This is a genomic window from Bacillus cereus group sp. BfR-BA-01380 (assembly GCF_022663535.1).
Classification (GTDB): Bacteria; Bacillota; Bacilli; order Bacillales; family Bacillaceae_G; genus Bacillus_A; species Bacillus_A cereus_BB.
This window is the reverse complement of sequence record NZ_JAKUFS010000019.1, coordinates 66801-90618: the sequence shown is the minus strand read 5'-3', so window position 1 is coordinate 90618 and position 23818 is coordinate 66801. Positions and strand designations below refer to the sequence as shown.

The following is a 23818-nucleotide window of genomic DNA, read 5'->3' as shown; positions in this document are numbered from 1 at the left end:
CAATTTGCTATAATGATGATTATGAAGTAACAAGGAGACGTTACAAATGAAATGGACATTAGATACTGATAGTAAAATCCCAATCTATCAACAAGTTGTTGATTATATTGAAAGGCGTATTGTGTACGGAGAGCTTCCACCTGGCAATTTTCTTCCGTCAGAGCGCAAGCTAGCAGAACAGCTTCAAGTGAATCGAAGTACAATTACAACAGCCTATAATGAACTACGTGCAATGGGAATTGTTGAAAGTACAACCGGAAAAGGAACGCGTGTAAGCACACATATGTGGGGCGTATCTCCGAAATTCACACCAAATTGGAGAGGTTTTGTAGAGGGCGGTACATTTTTACCTAACTTACCACTTCTTCGCTACATTCGTGAACAAGTACAACAAAATGACAATATCATTGATTTTGCAAACGGGGAACTTGGATGCGACTTGTTCCCGCACCAGCAATTACAAGCAATTTTACGCGAACAACCGTTAACACAATCGTTAAGTTATGATCATCCACAAGGCTATCTTCCTTTACGCCAAGCTGTAGCTACATATATGAAGGAGCACTTACAAATTGATGCAACTGAACAATCCATTATGATTACTTCCGGTGCCCAGCAAGCACTGCATCTTATTGTGCAATGTTTATTAAATCCAGGTGATGCTGTAGCATTTGAAAGTCCATCGCATTGTTATTCCTTGCCTCTTTTTCAATCCGCGGGCATTCGAATTTTCCCATTACCTGTTGACGAACATGGGATTCACCCAGATGATGTATATGAGCTGCACAGAAAGCATCGGATTAAAATGATTTTCCTAAATCCAAATTATCAAAATCCGACCGGAACACTCCTTCATCCGAAAAGAAGAGAAACTCTTTTATCTTTATGCGCGGATTTACGCATTCCGATTGTTGAAGATGATCCGTCTAGCTTATTAACATTAGAAAAAAAAGAACAAGCATGTTCAACCTTAAAATCAATTGATACAAATGGAACAGTCATTTATGTCCATTCTCTATCTAAAATGATAGCTCCAGGATTACGAATTGGCTGGCTCGTTGCTCCGCAGTCCGTTGTTGAACGCTTATCAGATGCACGGCATCAAATGGAATTAGGCTTAAGTATTTTTCCGCAATGGCTTATGCAGCAATTTTTTGAAACAGTTCCATTTGAATCACATTTACAACAGTTACGGTCTGAATTAGTACAGAAAAGAAATATATTAGCAGATGCACTGCAACATTCACTCCAGAAAGAACTCTCGTTTTCCATGCCGACAGGTGGAATTTATATATGGGGGAAATTAAAACAACCTATTAATGAAAAACAGTTCATAATGCAAAGTTTAAAACAGCAAGTTGCCTTTATGCCCGGCAGTATTTTTGGCGCAAAAGATGGTTATATTCGTCTATCGTATGGAAAAGTAGATATAAACCACATTACTGAAGGGGTCTCTCGCCTGCAACAGGCGATTCAGTTATCTCATACATAACATTATTTCTGACATCTCTCTAACCAACTACTAGTAATTAAATGCATGTAATTTATTTATATATGCAATAAAAACCATTTCCTTTTAAGGGCGAGAGTATCTGGCCGTGCATAGAAGCGGTCAGGGCCTTTTCCTGCCACATACGAAGTGTAAAACAAAGAGAGCCAGCAAGTAGCAATCATGTTGTATTCTAAATAACAGCGACTTATATGTTGAAAAATGAAAATGGATTTATATAGGATCATCTAGCTTCTAGCCTTTTCCAAATTACTCAGAAGCACAGTAGGTTTCTGTACTTCTGAATGATTTTCATTCAGTTTAATTCCTCCTAAAATATGTACATACCATTCCGTATATGATATACACTCTTATTTTTTTCCTTTCCTTGAAACTCGACAGCAAATGGTAATTCACCGTAATTCTTTAATTGATTTTGAACGATACCATTCCCTACCGGTTCACAAAATTGAATGGTTATTTTCCCAAGAGAAAAACTTTGAGATATCGCATTCCACTCCTTATTTATTTTTGGTGTACTCATTTCGATTTGTAATAACTCTTCCCATCGTTTGCTTGTTTCATTTACATTATTAACAGCATAGAACACTGTGTTCATTCCAATTATGTTATTGTTATGGGGCGAGATTACTCCTTTTTTCTGTAAATCATCCCTTCTTTTTTCATCTGACTCACTCCACTCAATGAAAAATGGGAATCTAGGACCTTCTCCCTCTTGTTCAACAAATAGCATTTTCCAGCTTAAAAGAGTTCCGTCATCCCTCATACGCTTTCCTTCCAATGGACCGTTTATTTGAAACCCCTTTTCTACCAGTCTCTCAGCAAACTCTTCCATATGTTCTGTGCGCAGTGCAATTTGAAGCATTCCTTCTCCTGTTTGCAACTTATGAACAACTTGTTGAATAAGTGGATTCTCCGCTCGGCTTGCAACCTCTTGATTTTGCACTGCTAAAAATTCAATATATGCTAAATCAAAATAACATAAACTATTATGTGTTCCCCAATTCGTATGCTCTCCCCCTTGAACTACATAAAATCCGTGTATTTTCATTTGATTTATTTCCTCAGCTGGAGAGCAATGAACGACATGAACAAGATGATCAAACTGGAACATCTCTTCACCACCCATGTTTTTATCCTTTTTAGTGTATTACTTTTCAATTATTTCTGGCAATTTAATATCAAGCATCTTTTCACTCCTTTACCATCTTCAACAATGTCTCCAATGGCAAAACAACCAACCACGGTTTTCTATCTACCTTGATCGCCAATGCATCTGGCTGTTCCCGTTCATCTTCCAACCAATTGTATAAAGTGAAACTTCCATCAGTGGAGAGTTTTTTCATCTCCCACTGATGGTTAGTTGAACCAATCGGGCTTTTACGGGCAGTTATCCCCCACCTATCTTCTTTAGAAAAGCGGAAGCGGCTCGCTCAGAATCGCAGGACGTTAGAGCCCCTGACAGAGAGGTGCTTTTTGCCTCGTCCGAGGGGGCGAAACGACCGGAGATTCTAGCCGCTAGAGCTGGACAACGCTTCTCTCTGAATCTTGAGGTGGGGGTTTTACTGCCCGTTAATGCGGGATAAAGTCTTAAATCCGTCTTTCCTCGCCTTTACTTCCCATTCAAGACCTAATCCTTTCACATCATTAGAATAGCTATCTACCACACCAGAAAGCGGCACACGAGCACCTCCTATTAAACTAGCAAATTCTATTTCACGTCTTGCACCTTTATCTCGTTGACTTTTCCCATTTTCTCAAACTCACTTTCTATTAAAAAGATTATTTTGTTTAAAAAGCCGGTTTTTTATTGACAACAGACACGCATCCTTTAGCTCCACACCACATAATGTAATGTAAATTCGCCGTATGATTTACAACTTTTGCTCTCATGGTTTGTTTCCTCATCAAAAGGAGGAAAATAGTATGGGTTTTGAAGATCGTGGTGGAGGCTTCCGTGGTGGATTCGCCTTAGTAATTGTGTTATTTATCTTATTAATCATAATCGGTTGCTCTTGTTGGGGCGGCGGATATGGTGGTGGATATGGATACGGCTACGGATGCTGCTAAGAGAAGGCACTCAATTTGAGTGTCTTTTCTTATTGAATTGACACTTCCATCCGCATAATATTTCAACATCTGCACATACTACAAACAGGCTACCCCATGTACTTACATCTTTGAGCCTACTTTTCCTTTAGTCGGGACAGGTTTTTTCAGTTTCCCCTGCACATTTGAAGAAAAAAAACATAAATTGTATTAAGCTTTGAATAAATGCATTGCTTTTCACACCTTATTTTTTCTCATAGCGCCTTCTCTAAAAAGAGCACTTATAAACGGTGCTTTTTTTAGTGCAAGCCTATAATCCAATAACGTTTTTATAATCCAATTATTCAACAAATTGTAAAAAATTATATGCAAAGTTACAAAGTGATATATGTTAGAATCTTTCATGAACACAGCACATATTATAGTACTCTCTAGAAAGCTCTAGCTGTATTAAAGCTATGGTTTTCCCTATTTTCCTATTCAAATAACGCCTTTGTTATAAAGTGAAACTTTAATCAGTGGGGGTTTTCTTCATCCCCCACTGATTATTAGCCCTCACCAATCGGGCTTTTACGAGCAGTTTATCTCCCACCTAACTTCTTTGCTTTCGCCGAATTTTGAGGTGGGAGTATTACTGCCCGTTAATGCGGGATAAATTCTCTATCTCACAAAAGAGTGCTGTTTCAATTCCAGCCCAATCCGCTGCTATACTTATTCCCGCTGTTCCCCTTTGTCCTAAAATGAAGTATTTATTAATACCTTTTAATTTCTTTCTCAACAACAAACACATGGAATCTAATTACCATTTTTGGTAATATAAAGATACCCCTAACATTTTACATATTATTTATTAGGACCTGTAGCACACCGCAGGTCCTAATTATTTTCTACAAAATAGTTATTTGATAGGAAAGCAAGGTGGAATAGTTGAGTAAGTACAGTAATTTATATGTTTCACTTAAAAGTATTGACGATCAGGTAATGTTGTTTAGTCAAGAAAATTTCAGTACGATACTTGATCATTTGAATAAAGATAAATTTATTATGCTTTTTGAACGTGTTGATGAATTGTACCTTCCTTGTGCAGTAAATACAGATGACATTATAAGTATTTTCCAAGGAACAGAGTAGAACAACATAAAGCTTTTGTTTTATTTCTCATACCAAGTAAATTGATCGCCAATTCTAGACCAAACCCACTATCCATGCTCTTTGGTTATTTCTTCTTCCGATGCATTGTCATCAAATTCAAGTTCTTCTTCCTCGACTGCGTGATCACCAAGACCGTACCGCCATCTAAACACAACAGTTTTCATGTTAACCTCTCACTTTTCGCACAAAATTCAAATTGTTTAAAATCCAAAATTCCTTTATTTACTTATATTTGGACACATTTACCAGTATAATTCCCCGGAAATTTATGTTAAATTTACTTAGTCAAGCACGCCATAACTTGACAGATTACCCGTAGAAGTCCCGTATACCTCGGGGCTTCTTTTTTAGGGTATTACTAACTTAATCAACAGAAAATTTATACTCCATTCAAAGTTCATAGCATTTTAAAAGAATGCCAGCTGCCACAAAATCTTTTCCGTTCCTCATCATGCAAAAGAAGCAATGCGTCCTTTTCGGCTGAATAATGTATTCCTTCAAAGGTTTATTTTAATTGAGGTAGTTTCATACTATCTTTATATCAATGTATAGGTACGTTACCATCCTCAAGTAGATTTGTCGAAAATAATTTCTGAATTTTCCATTAATTATTGAAGGATTTTTTAAAACGGAATGCGAAACTATTGTATAACCTGTTTTATCAAAGGAGTACTTCATACATATTTTTAGGACCGGGATGAATTTTGAAAGCGCTTTTCCAAAATAGCCGTTTTTTTCCACTAAAAAATCCTTGCAATATTTTCAGAAAATCATTACAATTGCCATATATTAAAAATCATAGTAATAGAAAAATCCTCATCAATCCGATGAGGTAGAGGTTGCGGCTTTTATTAGTAATCTAGACGAGACGCAGAGAATGTCAATAACTCTAGATAAAAGGAAAAGCTGCCGAAGTTTATACTTCTTCTCTGGAAGTATATGCTGGGGCTGTTTTCGAATAGGAACAGAACTGTCACGTTTACAAAATTACCGTGTAAACGTGGGGCGCTATCTTAACGGAAGGTATGATGGGGTGGCTATTTTTGAATTGCTCCGCTAAAGTCCTTTAGCGGTTTTTTTAATTCCCCCCGCTCCTTCCTATCTTACAAGAAAAGGAGTGTTGAACATGAACGGCGCAACTACTAACGTTACCTCTACAGCTACAAATCAATCCGCTCAAACAAATAATGAGCTACGACGCGGATTAAAATCTCGCCATCTTACAATGATTTCACTTGGTGGTACAATTGGAACAGGTTTATTCCTAGCAAGCGGTGGTGTTGTCCATACAGCTGGGCCTGGTGGTGCTCTCGTCGCCTATGCTGCAATTGGTATTATGGTATATTTTTTAATGACAAGCTTAGCAGAATTAGCATCCTACATGCCTGTAGCAGGATCATTTAGCACCTATGCGACAAGGTTTGTTGATCCATCGCTTGGATTCGCATTAGGTTGGAATTACTGGTATAACTGGGCCATCACGATTGCGGCGGAACTCTCTGCAGTTACTTTAATTATGAAGTTTTGGTTTCCTAATACGCCTTCCTTACTTTGGAGTGGAATTTGTTTAGCTATTATGTTCCTGTTAAATTATTTATCTGTTAAAGGATTTGGAGAAGCAGAATATTGGTTTGCACTTATTAAAGTTGTAACTGTTATCGCTTTTTTAATTGTCGGATTTCTTATGATTTTCGGTATTATGGGCGGAGAGCCTGTCGGTTTTAAAAACTTCACAGTTGCAGATGCACCGTTTAACGGCGGTTTCATGGCAATCATCGGTGTGTTTATGGCAGCTGGATTCTCGTTCCAAGGAACAGAATTATTAGGAGTTGCAGCTGGTGAAACTGAAGATCCACAACGCAACATCCCAAAAGCAATTCGCAGCATCTTTTGGCGAATTCTATTGTTCTATATTTTGGCAATTCTCGTAATCGGTTTATTAATCCCTTATACAAACGAAAACCTGGCCGCAAGTGATATAACCGTAAGTCCATTTACACTTGTATTTGAAAAAGCAGGGATTGCTTTTGCGGCATCAGTAATGAACGCAGTTATTTTAACTGCTGTTTTATCTGCTGGTAACTCCGGTATGTATGCATCAGCACGTATGCTTTGGGATTTAGCAAACCAAGGTAAAGCACCTAAATTTTTAGGAAAATTAAATAGTCGCGGCGTACCTGTAAATGCGTTGGTTGCAACATCATTAGTTGGATGTGCTGCTTTCTTAGCTTCTTTATTCGGTGATGGTGTTGTCTATGTATGGCTATTAAATGCCTCTGGTATGTCGGGTTTCATCGCTTGGATCGGAATTGCAATTAGTCACTATCGTTTCCGCAAAGCATACATTGCACAAGGAAAAGACTTAAATGACTTACCTTATAAAGCAAAATGGTTCCCATTCGGCCCTATCTTTGCATTTGTATTATGTTTAATCGTTATTCTTGGTCAAAACTACGGTGCATTTATGGGAAAATCTATTGATTGGAACGGTGTACTCGTTTCGTATATTGGCTTACCTCTTTTCTTAATACTTTGGTTAGGCTATAAATTTACAAAGAAAACAAAAGTTATCCCATTAGATAAATGTGAGCTTTAAATGCTTTTTATATCGATTATTGAGTTTTAAAACACAGCACAAACAACGCATGGAGAAACGAAATGGTCATGCGTTGTTTGTTTTATTTTATCCTTTTAGAACCGAATCTGCATTTTTGTCAGGAGCTTCCGTATTTACATAAAATTCTTCCGTTTTCCAATATCTATTCTCAAATTTTGTAATGTTCTTTTGTGTATCTTCACTTTCACGAAGAAATCTCTTACTTCTCGGACAAAATTCCCTTCACAAATTCCCCGATTGTTTCATGAAACACATAATCAAAATATTGTTCTTGTCCTGTTTGTTCATTATTAACAAGTATTGTTGTTGCCCCTATTTCTCGTTTTGCTATTTGCGGAAAGGATGCCACAGGCTGTACTTTCAATGACGTTCCCATCACAAGCAATACATCCGTTTCATATAACCTTTCAACCGCCATTTGAAATTGCGGTAATGTATCTCCGTATAACACAACATCAGGATTCAAAATGAAATTACACTTTTCACAGCGCGGTACTTCATGTTCAATCATATATTGTAAGTTGTATTGTACACGGCATTTCGGACAATGAGCAGATTGAAGCGTACCATGTAAATCGATGACATGTGTACTCCCGCTCAATTGATGAAGGCCATCAATATTTTGTGTTAACACTACAATATCTTTTCCCACCTGCTCTATCTGCGCAAGAAACGCATGTCCTTCATTCGGTTTATATTGATGGAATGTATCAATTTGAAAAATTGCTTTATAATGTTTCCAAAATTCTTTCGGATTTCGATTATAATATCCTCTTGATAAATACATTTCTACATTTGCATCTGCGTACAAACCATTTGCTGAACGAAAGTCTGGAATTCCACTCTCTGTACTTGCACCAGCTCCGGTTAACACTGTAATTTTCTTAGCACTTTTCATAATAGAACACACTTCTCCATAATGCTGCACAACATTCACCTCTATGTATCATTCTTTTTTCATTATAACAGGCATTCGCAATAACTTGGAAAGTTTTCCTTAATAAGTCATTCCGTCAACTACATAAAGTGAAACTTTAATCAGTGGGGGTTTTCTTTATCCCCCACTGATTATCAGCTCCCACCTAACTTCTTTGCTTTCACCGAATTTTGAGGTGGGAGTATTACTGCCCACAAATAGCGGGATAAATACCGATTGAGATGATCCCAATGAAAATAAAAGAAGGAATCAAAACTCCAAATGAGTTTTGATTCCTTCCAAAAACGATTATAACGTTCTAGCATGCGGCAGTGGCCAAAATACTGCCGAACCTTTCCCTACGATTTGTTTTTCAGAAACAAAACCAAATCGTCGGCTATCCTTAGAAACTTGACGATTATCCCCTAGTACAAATACAGAACCTTTCGGAACAGTTTTCTCGCCAGTTAGTCCTTCTAACGTAAAATCAGGAGTTAACATCTCTCCGGATATTTGCTTTTTATATTCATCTAAATACGGCTCATCCATAGCTTTACCATTTACATATAAAATATCATGTTTGTACTCTATTGTATCTCCTGGTAACCCAATTACTCGTTTTACTAAGTCATGCCCTTCATTTCCGTGAAAAACAATAATCTCAAAACGATCTAACCCTTGTAGGCTAAAGCCTATCTTGTTTACAACCATCCTCTCATTATTCTCTAAAGTTGGCATCATTGATTCACCTTGCACAAGCGATGGTGTAAATAAAAATGCACGACAAACAAATGCAATAATTAAAGCAAAAGCAATACTTTTAACCCATGATATAATCTCACTTTTTTTCATATATTCACTATCTCCTTTAACAACTAGTCAGTTTTGCAATTTCTTGTATATTTTGAACAATAACTTCACCAAAGCACGATTTTCCTTCTCTCACCGCTGTACCTACGTGAGTTTGTGTAATCCCTGTATCATGCAATAATTGTTGTACATTCTCTTTCGTCACACCACCGCCAATGATAATTTTTATCTGTCCCTCACTAGCTTCGTGCATATGGCGCAAGACCGAAATGTTATCTTCTATTTTTCCTTGTCCACCAGATGTTAAAATATGTGTGACTTTCTTAAACTTCCGCAATATTTTGACGGCCTCTATTAAATCCGCCATTTCATCAATTGCGCGGTGAAACGTCACATTCATTCCCTCTACTACTTCTAATAATTTTGCTAACTTTTCTTCATCAATTTCATTCTTTTCATTTAAAACACCTAATACAACACCAGCTGCACCAAGCTCTTTTGCCACTCGAATATCTTCTCTCATTAATTCTATTTCTTCATTAGAATAGACGAAAGATTTAGCATGTGGCCGAATCATTACATGCACCGGAATAGAAACAGCGGTTATAACATTTTTTATTAACGCATAGTTCGGTGTAAGACCACCTTCTGTAAAAGCTGTAATCAATTCTATCCGTTTCCCACCGCCACGCTCAATCCGTTTGGCATCTTCTAAACATGTTGCGATGACTTCTAGCATTTGTTAACTCCTTTTTGTACATTGTCCATTTTTATTATATACGAAAAAGGAAAGTAGTACCTATTTTTTAACATCAAAATCTTGCAAAGCATGCTGTGCTAACAGCGAAATTGTCATATCATCCATTGGAGGATTATGAAGGCCAGCGCGTACATGTAAATAATAACGGTGTAATGGATTTTTTTCAGATAAACTCCTTGCTCCGACGATACGCATCGCCTTATCTACAATAGAAATCGCCGCATTTGTCACCGTATACTTCACGGCTGCCATCTCGGCTTGCATACACTGTTTATTTTCTTCTTCATAGCGCTTTGCAACACTATATAAAAAAGAACGGGCTTGCATCATCTCTAATTCTATTTCTCCTATTAATCTTTGCACATTTGGCACCATCGCTATCGGCACCTTCAAACTATTTGGTTGATACGTTGCAGCAAATTGTAATGCATACTGCCGCGCTGCTTGTGCAATTCCAAGATAACAAGCCGGAATGTGCAAAAGCCATCCTCTTCTCTTTTCTATACTACGCGGAGAAATTTTCTCAACAAAATATTTATATGGAACTACTACTTGTTCTAAAAGTAAATCATGACTTGCTGTACCGCGCATAGCTACACTATCCCATGTTTCTTCAATTGAAACACCCTCTGTACTGCGCGGAACAAGAAATTCTCCTACTTCTTTCGTTCCTTCTATAGATGCGGAAACAAGGAAATAATCCAATACCGGTGCCATTGTTGTAAATGTTTTTTGTCCTGAAATAATCCACTTATCTCCTTTTCGTAATGCTGTTGTCTCTAGCCTTCCTCCTCTTGTCGGACTACCCGTGTTTCGTTCCGTTGCAGCACGGTTTATAAGCGCTCCGTTTTTCACCTTCTTGCAAAGCCAAGAAAACATTCTCTTATCCCATGAACGATTTTCTGAAAGTTCATGCATAATCCCAAGATGCCATCCCATACATAGTGCCGTTGCACCATCGCCTTGTGCAATGTATTCTTGAAAAAGTAAAAGATCATATAAGGATATGCCTATCCCACCTTCGTCCTTTGGAATTGTCCATGATGTATACCCAATTCCTTTTAAATCTACTACATTTTCAAAAGGAAATGAATACAATTTATCTAACTGCTGTTCTCTCTTTGAAAATAGAGTGATATATGGTTGTAATTTACTAAGCCGCTCTTGTTGCTCTTTCGTTCTTACAAAATCCATTTCATCAATCCTTTCATCATCATCCTAAAATTATATGCATACAATTCTCTTTAGTTATTACACGACAAAAATTTCGTTCATGGATACTTCACTTTACACATTCTTTTCCTTAAACATATTAATCTACATTTTAATTGTTGCACTATTCCGATATAAAAACAATGTTTTAAACAAAAAAGATTTCCTAATACATTAGGAAATCTCCCTTACCCATCACCCTTGAAAAATCGAACAGGTAAGGATGCAACATAACCAATATAAGAACACAATTCTTTAAAAAAGAACGGTAACTCTGTGTCTAGACTACGGTATGCAGACGTTGGTGTTGGTGAAGAATATGCATCCATACCGAGATGCTTAGCAATTTGCATCGCTCGTTTCATATGAAGCGGATCGCTTACAATTGTATACGTTCGCAAGCCATGTTCTTTCCCTATCTGCAAAGCATTTTTTAAATTTTCTTCTGTAAAATGCGACTCCGTTTCAATTAAAATGTCTTCATCTCTCACACCATGCTTTAATGCATATATTTTTGACGTACGCGCTTCTTCTAATTCTGCTTCAAATTTCGTACCACCTGTAAAAATAATCTTTTTAACACTTCCATTTTGATAAAGAGAAATAGCATGATTAATTCTCTCGCGAAGTACCGGTGACGGTTTTCCATTCCAAGAAGCAGCCCCTAACACAATTGCCGCATCTGTATCCACTTGATCTGTATTAGAACGATAATGCCAAATATCATACGCCGCATAGCCCACAAATACAATAATAGAACCAAGTATGAATAAGAGTGCCTGCACCACCCTTATTTTTATACTTCTTTTTTTCTTCATAAACTTATAGCCCCCGTATTTCATACATACTTTATACTAAAATTCGTTTCATCGAATAATCGGTCAATTTATTATTTACATTCATTTGAAAGAAGGTAGTTTTCTTACTAGCAGTTCTATAAAAGAGATTTTTATATTTCACACTGATATATATTCATTTCATTTTTTTCGCCATCTAAGTCGCTGCTATGCAAAATATAATATGACCTGCACTTGCTTGCTCCCTTTGTTTTAAACCATACATATGGCAGGAAAAGGCCCTGACTGCTTCTATGCACAGCCAGATGCTCTCGTCTCCCCTAAAAGGAAAGAAGTTTGTATGTCATTCTTTTAACTTATATATAAGTAGTCTATTTACAATAACAACTTATATTTCTCTCAAATTCTTAACCTCTATATTGTAGCGAATTTTTCTGTAGAATGGAATCATGAAACAAAAGTATATAAAATCCGTAATCATTTTGTAAGAAAAAAATGTCCCCTAACATGCTAGGAGACATTTCTCTTTAACTACTATTTCAAAATCCAATATTTCATATGATCTTCCTGTAGTACACAACAAAAACCTGATTTCTCTAATACTCTCGCAGAAGCAGTATTACTTGTTAAGCATTCCGCCTTAATCGTCGTTACATTTTGCTGATTTAATAACCATTGTACAAGGCCTTTTACCATCTCTGTCGCATATCCTTCTCCTTGGTAATCTGGGACAATACTATATCCAATTTCAACAATCCCATTCACATCCGGCCCACCTTTACAGCCCATATCACCAATAATTGTATTGTCTTCTTTATGAATAATAAGACCACTCCACCTACTACTTTCTGGATTTTCATGTAATCGCTCTGCTTTCCACGGTAAAATTTCCGCATAATCAGGCATAGGCCACTGATTAGAAACTTCATAAGGTGTTACTTTCGAAAGCTCCTCATTCCCTTTTATAGTAGCCTCTACTAATTCTAATGTGAAAGAAATCATTTTTAAACGCTCTGTTTCTATATACGGCAACTTTATCCCCCTTACCTATAACACATTAATTTATTTTCTAATCGTTCTTTTACACTTGGCCAATCTGATGAGATCATACTATAAACAACCGCATCCCTCACATATCCATTTGGAAGCTGCCGTTCATTTCGCATTACTCCTTCTTTAACTGCTCCTAGCCTTTCAATTGCCCGCTGTGATTTTTCATTGCGAGCATCTGTTTTAATTTGTACACGTAACATTCCCAGCTCTTCAAATGCATAGCGAAGCATCATATATTTGCACTCTGTATTTACACTTGTACGTTGAACACTTGGACTATACCAAGTATGGCCGAGCTCTGTTGTTTTGCAATCCTTTGATATGTTGTATAACCGCGTCGTTCCCACAATCTCATTTGTTGTTTGATCAATTACTGTAAACGGAAGGTCAACTCCCCTTTTATACTTTTCTACTGATTCTTCAACTAATCTTTCCATATCTTCCAAGCAATCCATTTTTGCTATTAAATATGTCCAAATATCTGGGTGTTTTTCAATAATAGCATACAATGGCCCTACATCATTTATAGATAATAATTGCAATTTCGCTCGATTGTATATATTTCCCATAAAACAGTCCCCTTTTCTTTCCATCTCTACTATATAATAATATCAATTGTATAAATTTTCAAAAACATCGAACTAGAAATGCTTAGGAGGGAATATGCTTTGAAACGCTATTTTATTAACATCGGGAAAACAGATGTACATATTACAGAATGGGGTAATGAAAATAACCCTGTAATCTTTTGTTTACACGGATTAGGCGGTACTAGTCTTAGCTTCATCGAAATTGCTGAGCAACTGAAAGAGGAGTATAGGTTGATTGCAATTGATGCGCCTGGACACGGTAAAACTTCTCCATTTGAACAACCTGAAGAATACGAAATGCCTCGTTTGGCAACGTGGCTAAACGACTTATTGAATCATCTTGAGATTGATCAATTTTATTTTTTATCACATTCCTGGGGAAGTTTTGTATCTTTGTTTTATTTAGCGGAATATCCAGAAAGAGTAAAGGGCACCATTCTCATTGATGGCGGATATCAAACAAAAAGACTTAAGAACCAAACTATGGAAGAAGAAGTAGAGTACTATGAAAAAGATTTTGAGGAATGTGTGTTTGATGATTGGAAAGGTTTCTTCAATAGTGAAAAAAAATATATACAAGGTGGTCTCCGCTCATAGAAATGTCAGTAAAGGATCTTGGCTTCGAAAAGAACAATAAAATATATTGGCACGTAAGAGGCATAACAGCTGGAAATATTATTAAAGCTATGCATAAACACGAAACAGCAGATATTTATGAAAACCTGCCATCCAATATCATATTACTAAGAGCTACATTGCCGAGCAGCTGGGACGAATACCGAGATAAGACAGCAAATATTTTTGAGCAGAAAACTAGGGGAACAGTAAAGCGAATTCCTAATACTACTCACATGCTACATTGCGATAATCCAGAAGTTGTAGTAGAGGAAATAAGGAAAAATTGGTCTTGTTCTTAATTAACTCCCCACCTCACATTTATTCGACAGATTCGAAATCATCCCTTCACTACCTATTTTCAAACAAAATAACCCCAGACACTTTTGTCTGAGGTTATCTTTGATTTATTTCTCATACTATATAAATCCACTTTGAAGAAAACTTTATATTTTTATACCTAAAAATCCTTTTAATACTCCAATCGTTTGCGGAGCTTGTAGTCTCGCTGTTATATACGGAAATTCCGGACTACCATCAAAGATCATCTGAGATGTTAACGGGGCACCTACCCACATGATGTCGTCATCAATGATAACAAATGGCATCACTTTGTTTTGCCGATACACTTGTACGTTTTTTATCGGAACTTGAGCTTCTGTATAGATCATTACAGGTGCTTCTGCACGTGCTAACGCTTGCCACACCCTTTTATCCATGCGACTTGAATTAGGAATAGATACAATGATTTTCTTTTTCGCTGAAATCATATCTTTTAATAATACTTTCGTTTCTTCTTTGCTTGTTTGTACAAACCACCGCAATCTTTTCGTAATCTTCCGCTCTAGAATTGATCTTGATGTTGTACGATCATACACATTTCCTTGCCTTTGTAAATGATGTGTTAAATGAGATAAGGCTTGTTTTCGTGAAAGATTTTGCCTCATATATTGACAATCTGATAGCTGAATAAATTTCCCTCTTGCCCTCGTTACTGCAACATTAACGAGACGGTGGTTTTTTTGGTCAAAGAATAGTACACCCGGCCGTTCTTGCGGATAGCTATCAACTGTATCGAACAAAATCATATCACGCTCAGATCCTTGAAATTTATGAACTGTTGCTGCTAGCACAGGCGCATTTTTGAACTTTGTTTTTTGAAGAAATTCCCTTATGCATGTTGATAAAAAACGCGACTGAGCACGGTATGGTGTTACAATACCAATTGACGGTATTCCATCCATTAAGCCCATTAACGTAAGCTGCATCGCTAATAATCCAGAAAAAATATTATAGCGTGAACTAGAGGCAACGTCCTTTAACGAATAAGCACCCATATTACTTGTATCTAGTAAAACTGCTGATTCTTTCATGAAAGGCTGTAAAGTTGCAATATTATTTCGCTCAGTAACAGATGGATGATCGAACACTTCGTTTTTATAAATGAATTCATTCGTAAAGCTTGAAATATGCGGATGCATACGACGCTGTTCTTGCAGCATATATAAATTCGGATGCTTTTTACGCTCATTTACGGCTTCCACTATACCCGCATGATAAAACATATCTTCTTTTAACCACTTATTTACGAGCTCATGATTTGATAAAGCAATTGGTGGTAATTGCAGAAAGTCTCCGCACACAACAATACGCTTTCCTAAAGAAGCTGCTAATGCAAGTTGTGGAACATATGCCATACTTACTTCATCGACAACCACAAGATCAAACGTTCTTTCATAAACAAGTGAATCGATTGCACATTTTGATAACGTTGCCCCAATGACTTTTGCATTTTCAATATACTCTTTTTCAACTTCTTTCACCTTTGCTTTTTGCTTGCGAAGATCTCCTTCTATTTCCTGCATTTTTCTCTTTTCAGCAGAAGTCGCTTTATAAGAAAGAATTTTTTGTCTTAATTCTTGCCTTAATTCTTCTAAATAGAGCCTTTCTTCTTCCCATTCTTCATTTGTTGATTCCACTAATCGCGTAGTTAGTAACGTTTCATGATTACGAATTTGCTCATTTTGACTAAAACCATACCGAATCACATCTCCCGGTATCCATTTCTCTTTTTTCTCAATTTGCTTTGTTACTTCGCTCATTAATACATCAACCGCTGCATTACTATGAGCTAATACAAGAACAGATTTTCCACTTTGATAATGAGCTGCAATAACGCGCGATAAATTGTATGTTTTTCCGGTTCCTGGCGGTCCCCAGACGTATGTTGTTGCATTATAAAAAGCGCGGTATGCAAGTTCATTTTTCACTGTTTTCATTTTCACAATATGTTTTGGTTCACTCGTTCCTTGTAATAACCGGTTCACGCGCTGACGCCTTTGTTTATCTTTTCTTACTTCTCTTAAACGTTCTTGCAATTGTTCTAACAGCTGCCACGGCTCACTATACAATGCCGCTTCATGTATATGTTGCTGCATATAACAATTAAGTTTGACTTCAATGTCTAATCCATGAACAGATAGTACTTCCCCAGTTGCTTCCTCACCGTCAAATTCAATTCGAATCGGTGTTCCGTCTGGCAAACTCACCTCAGAAATAAGCTGAAATACATAGACGCTACTTTCATAGTCTGTATATAAAAAACGTCCATTTATAATGGATAGTTTACTCCCACCAACTGTCTTCCAATGTTTAATTTCATATATTAACGCTTCATGCCACTCTTTCATCGTTTCTGTTAATGAAGGAGTTTGCGCAGATGTAATCATGTTTAAGTCTCCTTCCTCTACTGCAAACATACTTTCTCACTATACCACAAATCTATAGCTTGACTAAACGTGAAAAACTTCCTGATGGAGAATACCAAAATTCATTTATAAACCAGCCTATTTTTCACAAATAAGGAAATAATAGAAGCAAATAACTGTAAATATAGGAGACCTTATTTATAAAACCTAATTTTTTACAAACCGTACACAAAGCCATTGGTAATATTGAACATATCCACATTGAAGAAAGTGGATCAGACAGTTTACTCATTCATCATGATGATGTACAAAAATTAGAACAAGTTGCTGAGACATTAGAAAATCAAAAATTCCATTCTACAATTAGGAACAATGGGAATACATCTTTTATTGAAGTGATAAACAGATGAAAAAAGTTCGGCTATATGCCGAACTTTTTCCTATTTTGACCAATTTATTGGTTAATTGTGTTAGGATTAAATTGTATTTTTTAGAAAGGTTGTGTTTCTTTGGAAAACAAAATGGTTATTCCAAAGAAGAACGGTATAATTAGCTATATTTCTTTGATTATTGGAATTATTTGCTTTTTTATTGTTTTTGTAACACCAACAAGAATAGCAAATATCGGAAGTCTAGTTGGAGATTATATAACATTTTTTCTTATGGGAATAGGTATCGTACTTTCTATAATTGGGATAGTGAAGAAAACGGAGAAAAATGTAATTCCTATAATATCTTTAATCCTCTCCTCCTCCTTCTTTATATTCTGGATAATCACGATTTTCTTATTGTTTACGGGCCAAATTGAATTTGCTCCGTAGTGTGCAAATACTTTTAAACTTTAGTTCAATAAGGATAGTAAAATATTTCGTCAAAAAACGCTCAGAAATCTGAGCGTTTTTGCTTGTTATTTATCTTACTAATTTGCTGTTGAAATATATGCTGATCAACAAATATTCACATTGTTATTAGCATTTTTCTCCCCATCAACCGAACCTGTTAGGTTTTTATGTCGTTTTTTTAACTCGTATATATACCCTAAACATTACTATATATATCCATTTTATTTTTCCGACATCTAAGTCGCTGCTATGCAGAAGAAAACATGATCTGCACTTGCTTTCTCCTTTTGTTTTCAATATTACATGTGGTAGGAACAGGCCCTGACCGTTTCTACGCACGGCCAGATACTCTCGTCTCCCCTCTAAAAAGAAAAGGGTTTTTATTTGTATCTATATAGTTCTTTTCGGAAGGTAAATTGTAAACGTAGTCCCCTCGCCTTTTACACTGTGTACAGTAATACTTCCTTCATGAAGGTCAATAATTTTTTTCACAATCGAAAGCCCAAGTCCACTGCCTTCAATTGTTCTATTTCGCGCCTCATCTACTTTGTAGAATCGATCAAAAATCTTGTCAATCTCATCTTCGCTCATACCAATCCCTGTGTCAGAAATCGTAAGACACAATTCCGATTCTTTCTCTTCTCCATAAAATGAAATGGTACCGCCACTTTCTGTGAATTTAATACTATTCGTCAATAAATTTGTCCACACTTGATGGAGCAAGTTTTCATCTCCATACACTTGTATACTTGGAACATCCAATTCAATTGCGACATCTTTTTCACGCCATTGCCACTCTAACATAAAAATAACATCTCTTATTTGCTTTCCGACATCAAATGTTTTCTTATCTAAAACTCTCTCTTCTTTATCAAGAGAGGCAAGCGTTAATAATTGTTTACACAAACTAGACATACGTCTACTTTCCGATTCAATAATTTCCAAATAATGTTTACGCTCAGATTCACTCATCTCATTTGTTTGTAATGTCTTCGAAAATCCTTGAATCGATGCAAGTGGAGATTGAAATTCATGGGAAACGTTCGAAACAAACTCTTGTCGCATCCGATCTAAATCCTTTAAGCTTTTTGCCATTTTACGAAAGCTGACAGCCAGTGTTCCAATTTCATCTTTTCGATATTCTGGCAGAGCTACTTCATACTCTCCGTTTGCAATTTTTTTAGTTGCACTTGTAAAAAGCTGAATAGGACGCACAATAAACCGAGCTGCAATTGCAATAAGAATAATACTTAATCCGACCATTAAACATAATAATACAGCAAAGAAAATACGCATTTCACCAAATTGTTGCTGAATATCTGGACGAATAAAGAGCGCATATTGTTTTTCATCATGTTGGATTGGAATCCCAATACTATTTAAAAGTTCATTATCAAAAAAGCCTGTTATAAATAAACGTGTCGGATAAGTTGAAATACCATTATATGTATGACCTTTTAATACACTCTCTATTGTTTCGTCACTCACATTAATTTTCCGAAATGCATTTCCGTATCGTTTTCCTTGTTTTTGATCATCTACAACATAAATTTCAAAACCGAGATTAGAAATAGATTTCAAATATTCTTCTCGATTTTGTTCATCGGATTTCTCATATAAATGTTTTACTTCTTGTGCGTATTTTAAAATTTTTTCACTGTTATATGGTTTCAAATAAAGATGATAATACACATTCGATAATAAAAACCCAATCATACTGCTAACTAACATAATGACAATCGATATGATTACAAATCGTGAATATAATGATCGCATTTTATTTCAACTCCAATTTATATCCAAGACCACGTACCGTCTTAATTTGAAAATCATCTGTCCGTTTCGAAAAACGATCACGCAATCGCTTAATATGGACATCTACAGTGCGTTCATCACCTGCAAAATCCACTCCCCACACAAGTTCAATCAATTCTTCACGAGAAAAAGTCCGTCCTGGGTAACTCGCAAGCTGTGATAACAACTCAAATTCTTTTAACGGCAACAAAATGGTTTGTTCATGGCAACGTACTTCATAGCTTTTTCGATCGATTGTCGTTCCATGCAATTGGATGACATCTGCACTTAGCATTTGATAACGGCGTAATAATGCTTTCATTCTAAATAATACTTCAGCAGGTTCAAATGGCTTTACAATATAATCATCCGTCCCAACGGAAAAGCCCTTTTCCTTATCTACTAGCTGATCTTTTGCTGTTAACATAATAACTGGTATATCATAATATTTTCTAATTTCTTCACAAAGTGTATAACCATCTACATGTGGCATCATAATGTCAACAATCGCCAAATGAATCGTTTCTTTCTCTAAAATAGACTGTGCTGCTTTTCCATCTTCAGCTTCCCACACTGTATATCCTTCTTTTTGAAGGTGATAACGAAGGAGCTCTCTTATATGTAAATCATCATCAGCTAACAAGATATGTATCATATATATCAAACCCTTTCCTTCAGTCAGTACGACTATACATTATAAGATAGGTACAAAATATGCAAGAAAAAAGAGAAAGCAATTTGCTTTCTCTTCTATTCTAACGAATGAATAAATAAACCACTGCGAAGTTTTGGTTCAAACCATGTTGATTTTGGCGGCATTACTTCCCCAACATCTGCAATAGCTAGTAAATCTTCCATTGTTGTTGGATACATTGAAAAAGCAACAGCCCACCCTTCCTCATCAACCATTCTCTCTAACGCTTTTAGTCCTCGTATTCCTCCAACAAAATCAATTCTGTCATTTGTACGCGGATCATCAATTTGTAAAATGGTATACAATAATTGTTCTTGCAAAATCGATACATCTAATCTATTTACAACATCAGTTTCATCAACTCTGTCTTCTTTTACAGTCAATTTATACCATACTTTATTCAAATACATTCCAAACGTATGACGCTCTGCCGGTTTAAAGGATGCTTCTACTTTATCTACATAAAAAGCTTGAGAAATCGCTTGTAAGAATTGTTCTTCTGATAACCCATTTATATCTTTTACAATGCGATTATAATCCCAAATTGATAATTCATCTTTCGGGAAAAGTACAGATAAAAAATAATTAAATTCTTCTTCACCTGTATAGTCTGCATGCGCTTCGCGGCGCATCATTCCCACTTTCACAGCCGATGCGGAGCGATGATGACCGTCAGCAATATATAAAGAAGGTATGTCCTCAAACAATTCGATTAATGTAGCAACAACTCTTTCTTCATGAATAATCCATGCTTTATGTCGAATCGCATCATCTGCTGTAAAGTCATAAACAGGGCTATGCGTTACTTTCCAATTCGCAATTACATTTGCGATTTCACTTTTCCCGCGATATGTTACAAAGATAGGTCCTGTATGAGCATTACACGCATCAACATGACGAATACGATCTTTTTCCTTTTCAGCTCTTGTTCGCTCATGTTTCTTAATTGTGTCATTTATATATTCATCAATTGATGTACAAACAACAAGTCCTGTTTGAGAACGACCATTCATTGTAAGTTCATAAATATAAAAACATGGTCGTTCTTCTTGTATAAGCACACCCTCGTCAATCAAATATTGTAAATTTCCCTTCGCTTTCTCATATACCTCGTTAGAGTATAGAGAAAGCGAAGGATCTAAGTCAATTTCTGCCTTGTCAACATGCAAAAACGAATACGGATTATCTTTCGCAAGTTCTCTTGCTTCCATACTATTGAGTACATCATATGGAAAAGCAGCTACTTCTTTTGCGCGCTCTTGTATAGGGCGAATTGCCCGAAATGGTTTAATTGTTGCCACTGAAATCTCCCCCTTATCCGCATTAACGAGTAATAAACCCGGTTGGTTCAGCTAACCATCAGCGGGGGATGCCCCCCTACTAATGGAACTTTTACTTTATACAATCATTCGTACTGCTACAACACCTACAATGTCTCTAATATTCGCCACAACATCTTCTTTAATAATATCAGTTATTTCATTATCAATATCAATTATTGTATATGCAAAAGAACCTTTACTGCGGTTAATCATATCCGCAATATTAATATGATGTTCTGCCAAGCATGCCGTAATTTGTCCAACCATGTTCGGAATATTTTGATGCGCAATTGTAATTCGTTTCTTTCTAATATAAGGAAGTTCCGCATTTGGATAATTAACCGAATTGCGGATATTCCCTGTCTCTAAAAAATTTCGCAATTGCCGTGCTGCCATAGCCGCACAATTTTCTTCTGATTCATATGTAGATGCTCCGAGATGCGGCGTTGCAATAACATTTTTCATTTGTAACACACGCTCGTTTGGAAAATCTGTTATATAATGCTTCACAACCCCCGCATCAAGCGCTTGCTCTAATGCTGCTTCATCAACAAGCTCTCCGCGAGAAAAATTTAAAATACGAACTCCTTTTTTCATTACTTGAAATGCATGTTCATTTATTATCCCCCGCGTTTGTTCTACTAACGGAACATGCAAAGTAATATAATCGCATGTCGCAAAAATTTCTTCTAAACTAAATGCTCGCTGCACTTGTCTAGATAATCGCCAAGCTGTTTCAACAGAAACGTATGGATCATAACCAACAACGTCCATTCCTAATGAAAGCGCATCATTTGCAACGAGAGCTCCAATTGCTCCTAATCCAATTATACCAAGACGTTTCGAGGTGATTTCTGAACCAACGTACTGCTTTTTTCCTTTCTCAACAAGCTGCGGTACTTCTTCACCTTGTAAACCTTTTGTCCAAACAATACCGTCTATAACATTACGAGACGACATAATTAAACTTGCAAGTACAAGTTCTTTTACAGCATTTGCGTTAGCCCCTGGTGTATTAAAAACAATAATTCCTTGCTCTGTACAACGTTCAACTGGTATGTTATTTACGCCAGCTCCCGCTCTTGCAATCGCTTTTAAATTCTTAGAAAACTCTTCATGATGCAGTGAGTAGCTTCGCAGTAAAATACCATCAGGATTCTTGGTCGTTTCTCCTACTGTATATCTCTCTTTTGAAAAAGTAGCGACTCCTTTTTCAGCAATTTGATTTAACGTTTGAATATGAAACATTTTCTCATCCCCTTATTTGCACTTCTTTTCAAATGCATACATGAAATTCACAAGCGTTTGTACGCCATCTACTGGCATTGCGTTATAAATACTAGCACGCATACCGCCAACTGAGCGATGCCCTTTTAATTCTTCAAGGCCGTGCTTTTTTGCTTCTTGAATAAACAATGTATTTCGTTCACTAGAAGACGTTGTAAATGGAATATTCATTAAAGATCGATATGTAGTATGTACTGGTGAAGTGAACATACTTGATTCATCTAAAAAGTCATATAGAATGGCTGCTTTTTTGTAATTTCTTTTTTCAATCTCCTGCACGCCTCCTTGCGCTTTCAGCCACTGCAAAACTAACTTTGTTACATAAATACTGAAAACTGGCGGCGTATTATAAAGTGAATTATGTTTACTGTAAGTTTCATAGTTTAACATAGTCGGACATGAAGAATTCGCAGCACCAATTAAATCTTTACGCACGATGACCATCGTTAACCCTGCAGGTCCTAAATTTTTCTGTGCTCCAGCATAAATAAGACCGAACTTTGTTACATCATACTCTTCAGATAAAATATTTGAAGACATATCAGCAACGAGTGGGATTTCTCCTGTCTCAGGAATATTTACATAACGCGTACCTTCAATTGTATTATTCGTTGTAATATGCATATAATCTATTTCTTGAGAGAGAAGTGTACAATTTATTTCTGGAATGGATGTAAATCGGTCATTTTCAGAAGATGCAACAACCAAAACCGTTCCGATTTTTTCTGCTTCTTGCATTGCTTTTTTTGACCAGGAGCCTGTATGTACATATGCGGCTTGTTTATATCGGTGCATTAAATTTAGTGGAATCATGGAGAATTGTAAAGATGCGCCTCCTTGTATAAAAAGTACTTCATAATTTTCAGGGATATTCATTAATTCGCATAGTAGACTTTTCGTTTCGTCTATAATCTCCTGAAAGACTGTAGATCTGTGACTCATTTCCATTATAGACATGCCTGTTTCCTGATAATTTAATAATTCTTTTTGTACTTGCTCTAAAACAGGAATAGGAAGTGTAGATGGCCCCGCTGAAAAATTGTATATTCGATGCATCTTATTCCCCTCTTTCTTTTTATATTTATAAATT

At 36.4% G+C, this 23818-nt stretch carries 20 protein-coding genes, 2 pseudogenes and 1 riboswitch; of the genes and pseudogenes, 7 read left to right on the top strand and 15 right to left on the bottom strand.

The features are described from left to right. Window positions 1–46: 46 nt before the first annotated feature. Window positions 47–1492, top strand: a complete 1446-nt coding sequence (pdxR, locus tag MR076_RS17380) for a MocR-like pyridoxine biosynthesis transcription factor PdxR (RefSeq protein ID WP_242222564.1) — start codon at window positions 47–49, stop codon at window positions 1490–1492. A gap of 328 nt (window positions 1493–1820) precedes the next feature. Here the strand turns inward: pdxR and MR076_RS17375 are convergent, their stop codons facing one another. Further along, window positions 1821–2624 carry a VOC family protein gene (locus MR076_RS17375; protein WP_242222562.1) on the bottom strand — a complete coding sequence of 268 codons (804 nt, stop codon included), beginning with the start codon at window positions 2622–2624 and terminating at the stop codon, window positions 1821–1823. A gap of 812 nt (window positions 2625–3436) precedes the next feature. Between MR076_RS17375 and MR076_RS17370 the strand changes: the two genes are divergently transcribed. From MR076_RS17370 to MR076_RS17360, 3 genes are all read left to right on the top strand, one after another. Further along, window positions 3437–3580, top strand: a complete 144-nt coding sequence (locus tag MR076_RS17370) for a YjcZ family sporulation protein (protein WP_242222560.1) — start codon at window positions 3437–3439, stop codon at window positions 3578–3580. Between the two features lie 906 nt (window positions 3581–4486). After that, entirely contained in the window at window positions 4487–4690 is a 204-nt protein-coding gene (locus tag MR076_RS17365; RefSeq protein ID WP_242222558.1) for a hypothetical protein, read from the top strand. Window positions 4691–5536: 846 nt separating this feature from the next. Then, window positions 5537–5730, top strand: a riboswitch (Lysine riboswitch). A gap of 107 nt (window positions 5731–5837) precedes the next feature. Beyond that, complete coding sequence (locus MR076_RS17360) at window positions 5838–7307, top strand: amino acid permease (RefSeq protein WP_242222556.1); 1470 nt, start codon at window positions 5838–5840, stop codon at window positions 7305–7307. Between the two features lie 87 nt (window positions 7308–7394). On the opposite strand, the pseudogene MR076_RS26995 reads toward MR076_RS17360, so the two are convergent. From MR076_RS26995 to MR076_RS17325, 8 genes and pseudogenes are all read right to left on the bottom strand, one after another. Beyond that, a pseudogene (locus tag MR076_RS26995) lies at window positions 7395–7541 on the bottom strand (kinase); the annotation flags it as partial. Further along, window positions 7528–8256, bottom strand: a complete 729-nt coding sequence (locus MR076_RS17355; RefSeq protein ID WP_242222554.1) for an NAD-dependent protein deacylase — start codon at window positions 8254–8256, stop codon at window positions 7528–7530. The pseudogene MR076_RS26995 and the gene MR076_RS17355, both read right to left, overlap by 14 nt. 297 nt (window positions 8257–8553) lie before the next feature. Next, window positions 8554–9096: a signal peptidase I gene (gene lepB, locus MR076_RS17350; RefSeq protein WP_242222551.1), complete on the bottom strand. Its 543-nt coding sequence runs from the start codon at window positions 9094–9096 to the stop codon at window positions 8554–8556. Between the two features lie 16 nt (window positions 9097–9112). Next, window positions 9113–9793: a copper homeostasis protein CutC gene (locus tag MR076_RS17345; RefSeq protein WP_242222549.1), complete on the bottom strand. Its 681-nt coding sequence runs from the start codon at window positions 9791–9793 to the stop codon at window positions 9113–9115. 60 nt (window positions 9794–9853) lie between these two features. Then, window positions 9854–11008 carry an acyl-CoA dehydrogenase family protein gene (locus tag MR076_RS17340; RefSeq protein WP_242222547.1) on the bottom strand — a complete coding sequence of 385 codons (1155 nt, stop codon included), beginning with the start codon at window positions 11006–11008 and terminating at the stop codon, window positions 9854–9856. 206 nt (window positions 11009–11214) lie between these two features. Beyond that, window positions 11215–11844, bottom strand: coding sequence for a YdcF family protein (locus MR076_RS17335; protein ID WP_242222545.1), 630 nt, complete (start codon window positions 11842–11844; stop codon window positions 11215–11217). Between the two features lie 513 nt (window positions 11845–12357). Beyond that, the gene (locus MR076_RS17330) at window positions 12358–12855 is read right to left on the bottom strand and encodes a GNAT family N-acetyltransferase (RefSeq protein ID WP_242222543.1); all 498 of its coding nucleotides are present in this window, start codon (window positions 12853–12855) and stop codon (window positions 12358–12360) included. Between the two features lie 11 nt (window positions 12856–12866). Next, on the bottom strand, window positions 12867–13445 hold the full coding sequence (locus MR076_RS17325; RefSeq protein ID WP_242222541.1) for a GNAT family N-acetyltransferase: 579 nt from the start codon (window positions 13443–13445) through the stop codon (window positions 12867–12869). 99 nt (window positions 13446–13544) lie between these two features. Between MR076_RS17325 and MR076_RS17320 the strand changes: the two are divergent. Next, a pseudogene (locus MR076_RS17320) lies at window positions 13545–14383 on the top strand (alpha/beta hydrolase). A 144-nt stretch (window positions 14384–14527) separates the two neighbouring features. On the opposite strand, the gene MR076_RS17315 reads toward MR076_RS17320, so the two are convergent. After that, complete coding sequence (locus MR076_RS17315) at window positions 14528–16840, bottom strand: AAA domain-containing protein (protein WP_396021711.1); 2313 nt, start codon at window positions 16838–16840, stop codon at window positions 14528–14530. Between the two features lie 149 nt (window positions 16841–16989). Here MR076_RS17315 and MR076_RS17310 point away from each other — a divergent pair, with 149 nt between their 5' ends. Together MR076_RS17310 and MR076_RS17305 are read left to right on the top strand one after the other, a co-directional pair. Continuing rightward, entirely contained in the window at window positions 16990–17199 is a 210-nt protein-coding gene (locus MR076_RS17310) for a hypothetical protein (RefSeq protein ID WP_242222610.1), read from the top strand. 111 nt (window positions 17200–17310) lie between these two features. Then, entirely contained in the window at window positions 17311–17610 is a 300-nt protein-coding gene (locus tag MR076_RS17305; protein WP_396021712.1) for a hypothetical protein, read from the top strand. A 411-nt stretch (window positions 17611–18021) separates the two neighbouring features. Here the strand turns inward: MR076_RS17305 and MR076_RS17300 are convergent, their stop codons facing one another. The 5 genes from MR076_RS17300 to serC all read right to left on the bottom strand — a co-directional run bounded on the left by MR076_RS17300 (window position 18022) and on the right by serC (window position 23784). Next, window positions 18022–19407, bottom strand: coding sequence for a sensor histidine kinase (locus MR076_RS17300; protein WP_242222535.1), 1386 nt, complete (start codon window positions 19405–19407; stop codon window positions 18022–18024). 1 nt (window position 19408) lies between these two features. Further along, on the bottom strand, window positions 19409–20086 hold the full coding sequence (locus MR076_RS17295; RefSeq protein ID WP_242222608.1) for a response regulator transcription factor: 678 nt from the start codon (window positions 20084–20086) through the stop codon (window positions 19409–19411). 89 nt (window positions 20087–20175) lie between these two features. Next, window positions 20176–21420, bottom strand: coding sequence for a DUF1015 domain-containing protein (locus MR076_RS17290; RefSeq protein ID WP_242222533.1), 1245 nt, complete (start codon window positions 21418–21420; stop codon window positions 20176–20178). A 96-nt stretch (window positions 21421–21516) separates the two neighbouring features. Then, entirely contained in the window at window positions 21517–22689 is a 1173-nt protein-coding gene (locus MR076_RS17285) for a phosphoglycerate dehydrogenase (RefSeq protein WP_242222531.1), read from the bottom strand. A gap of 12 nt (window positions 22690–22701) precedes the next feature. Next, window positions 22702–23784 carry a 3-phosphoserine/phosphohydroxythreonine transaminase gene (gene serC, locus MR076_RS17280; RefSeq protein ID WP_242222529.1) on the bottom strand — a complete coding sequence of 361 codons (1083 nt, stop codon included), beginning with the start codon at window positions 23782–23784 and terminating at the stop codon, window positions 22702–22704. Window positions 23785–23818 lie beyond the last annotated feature (34 nt).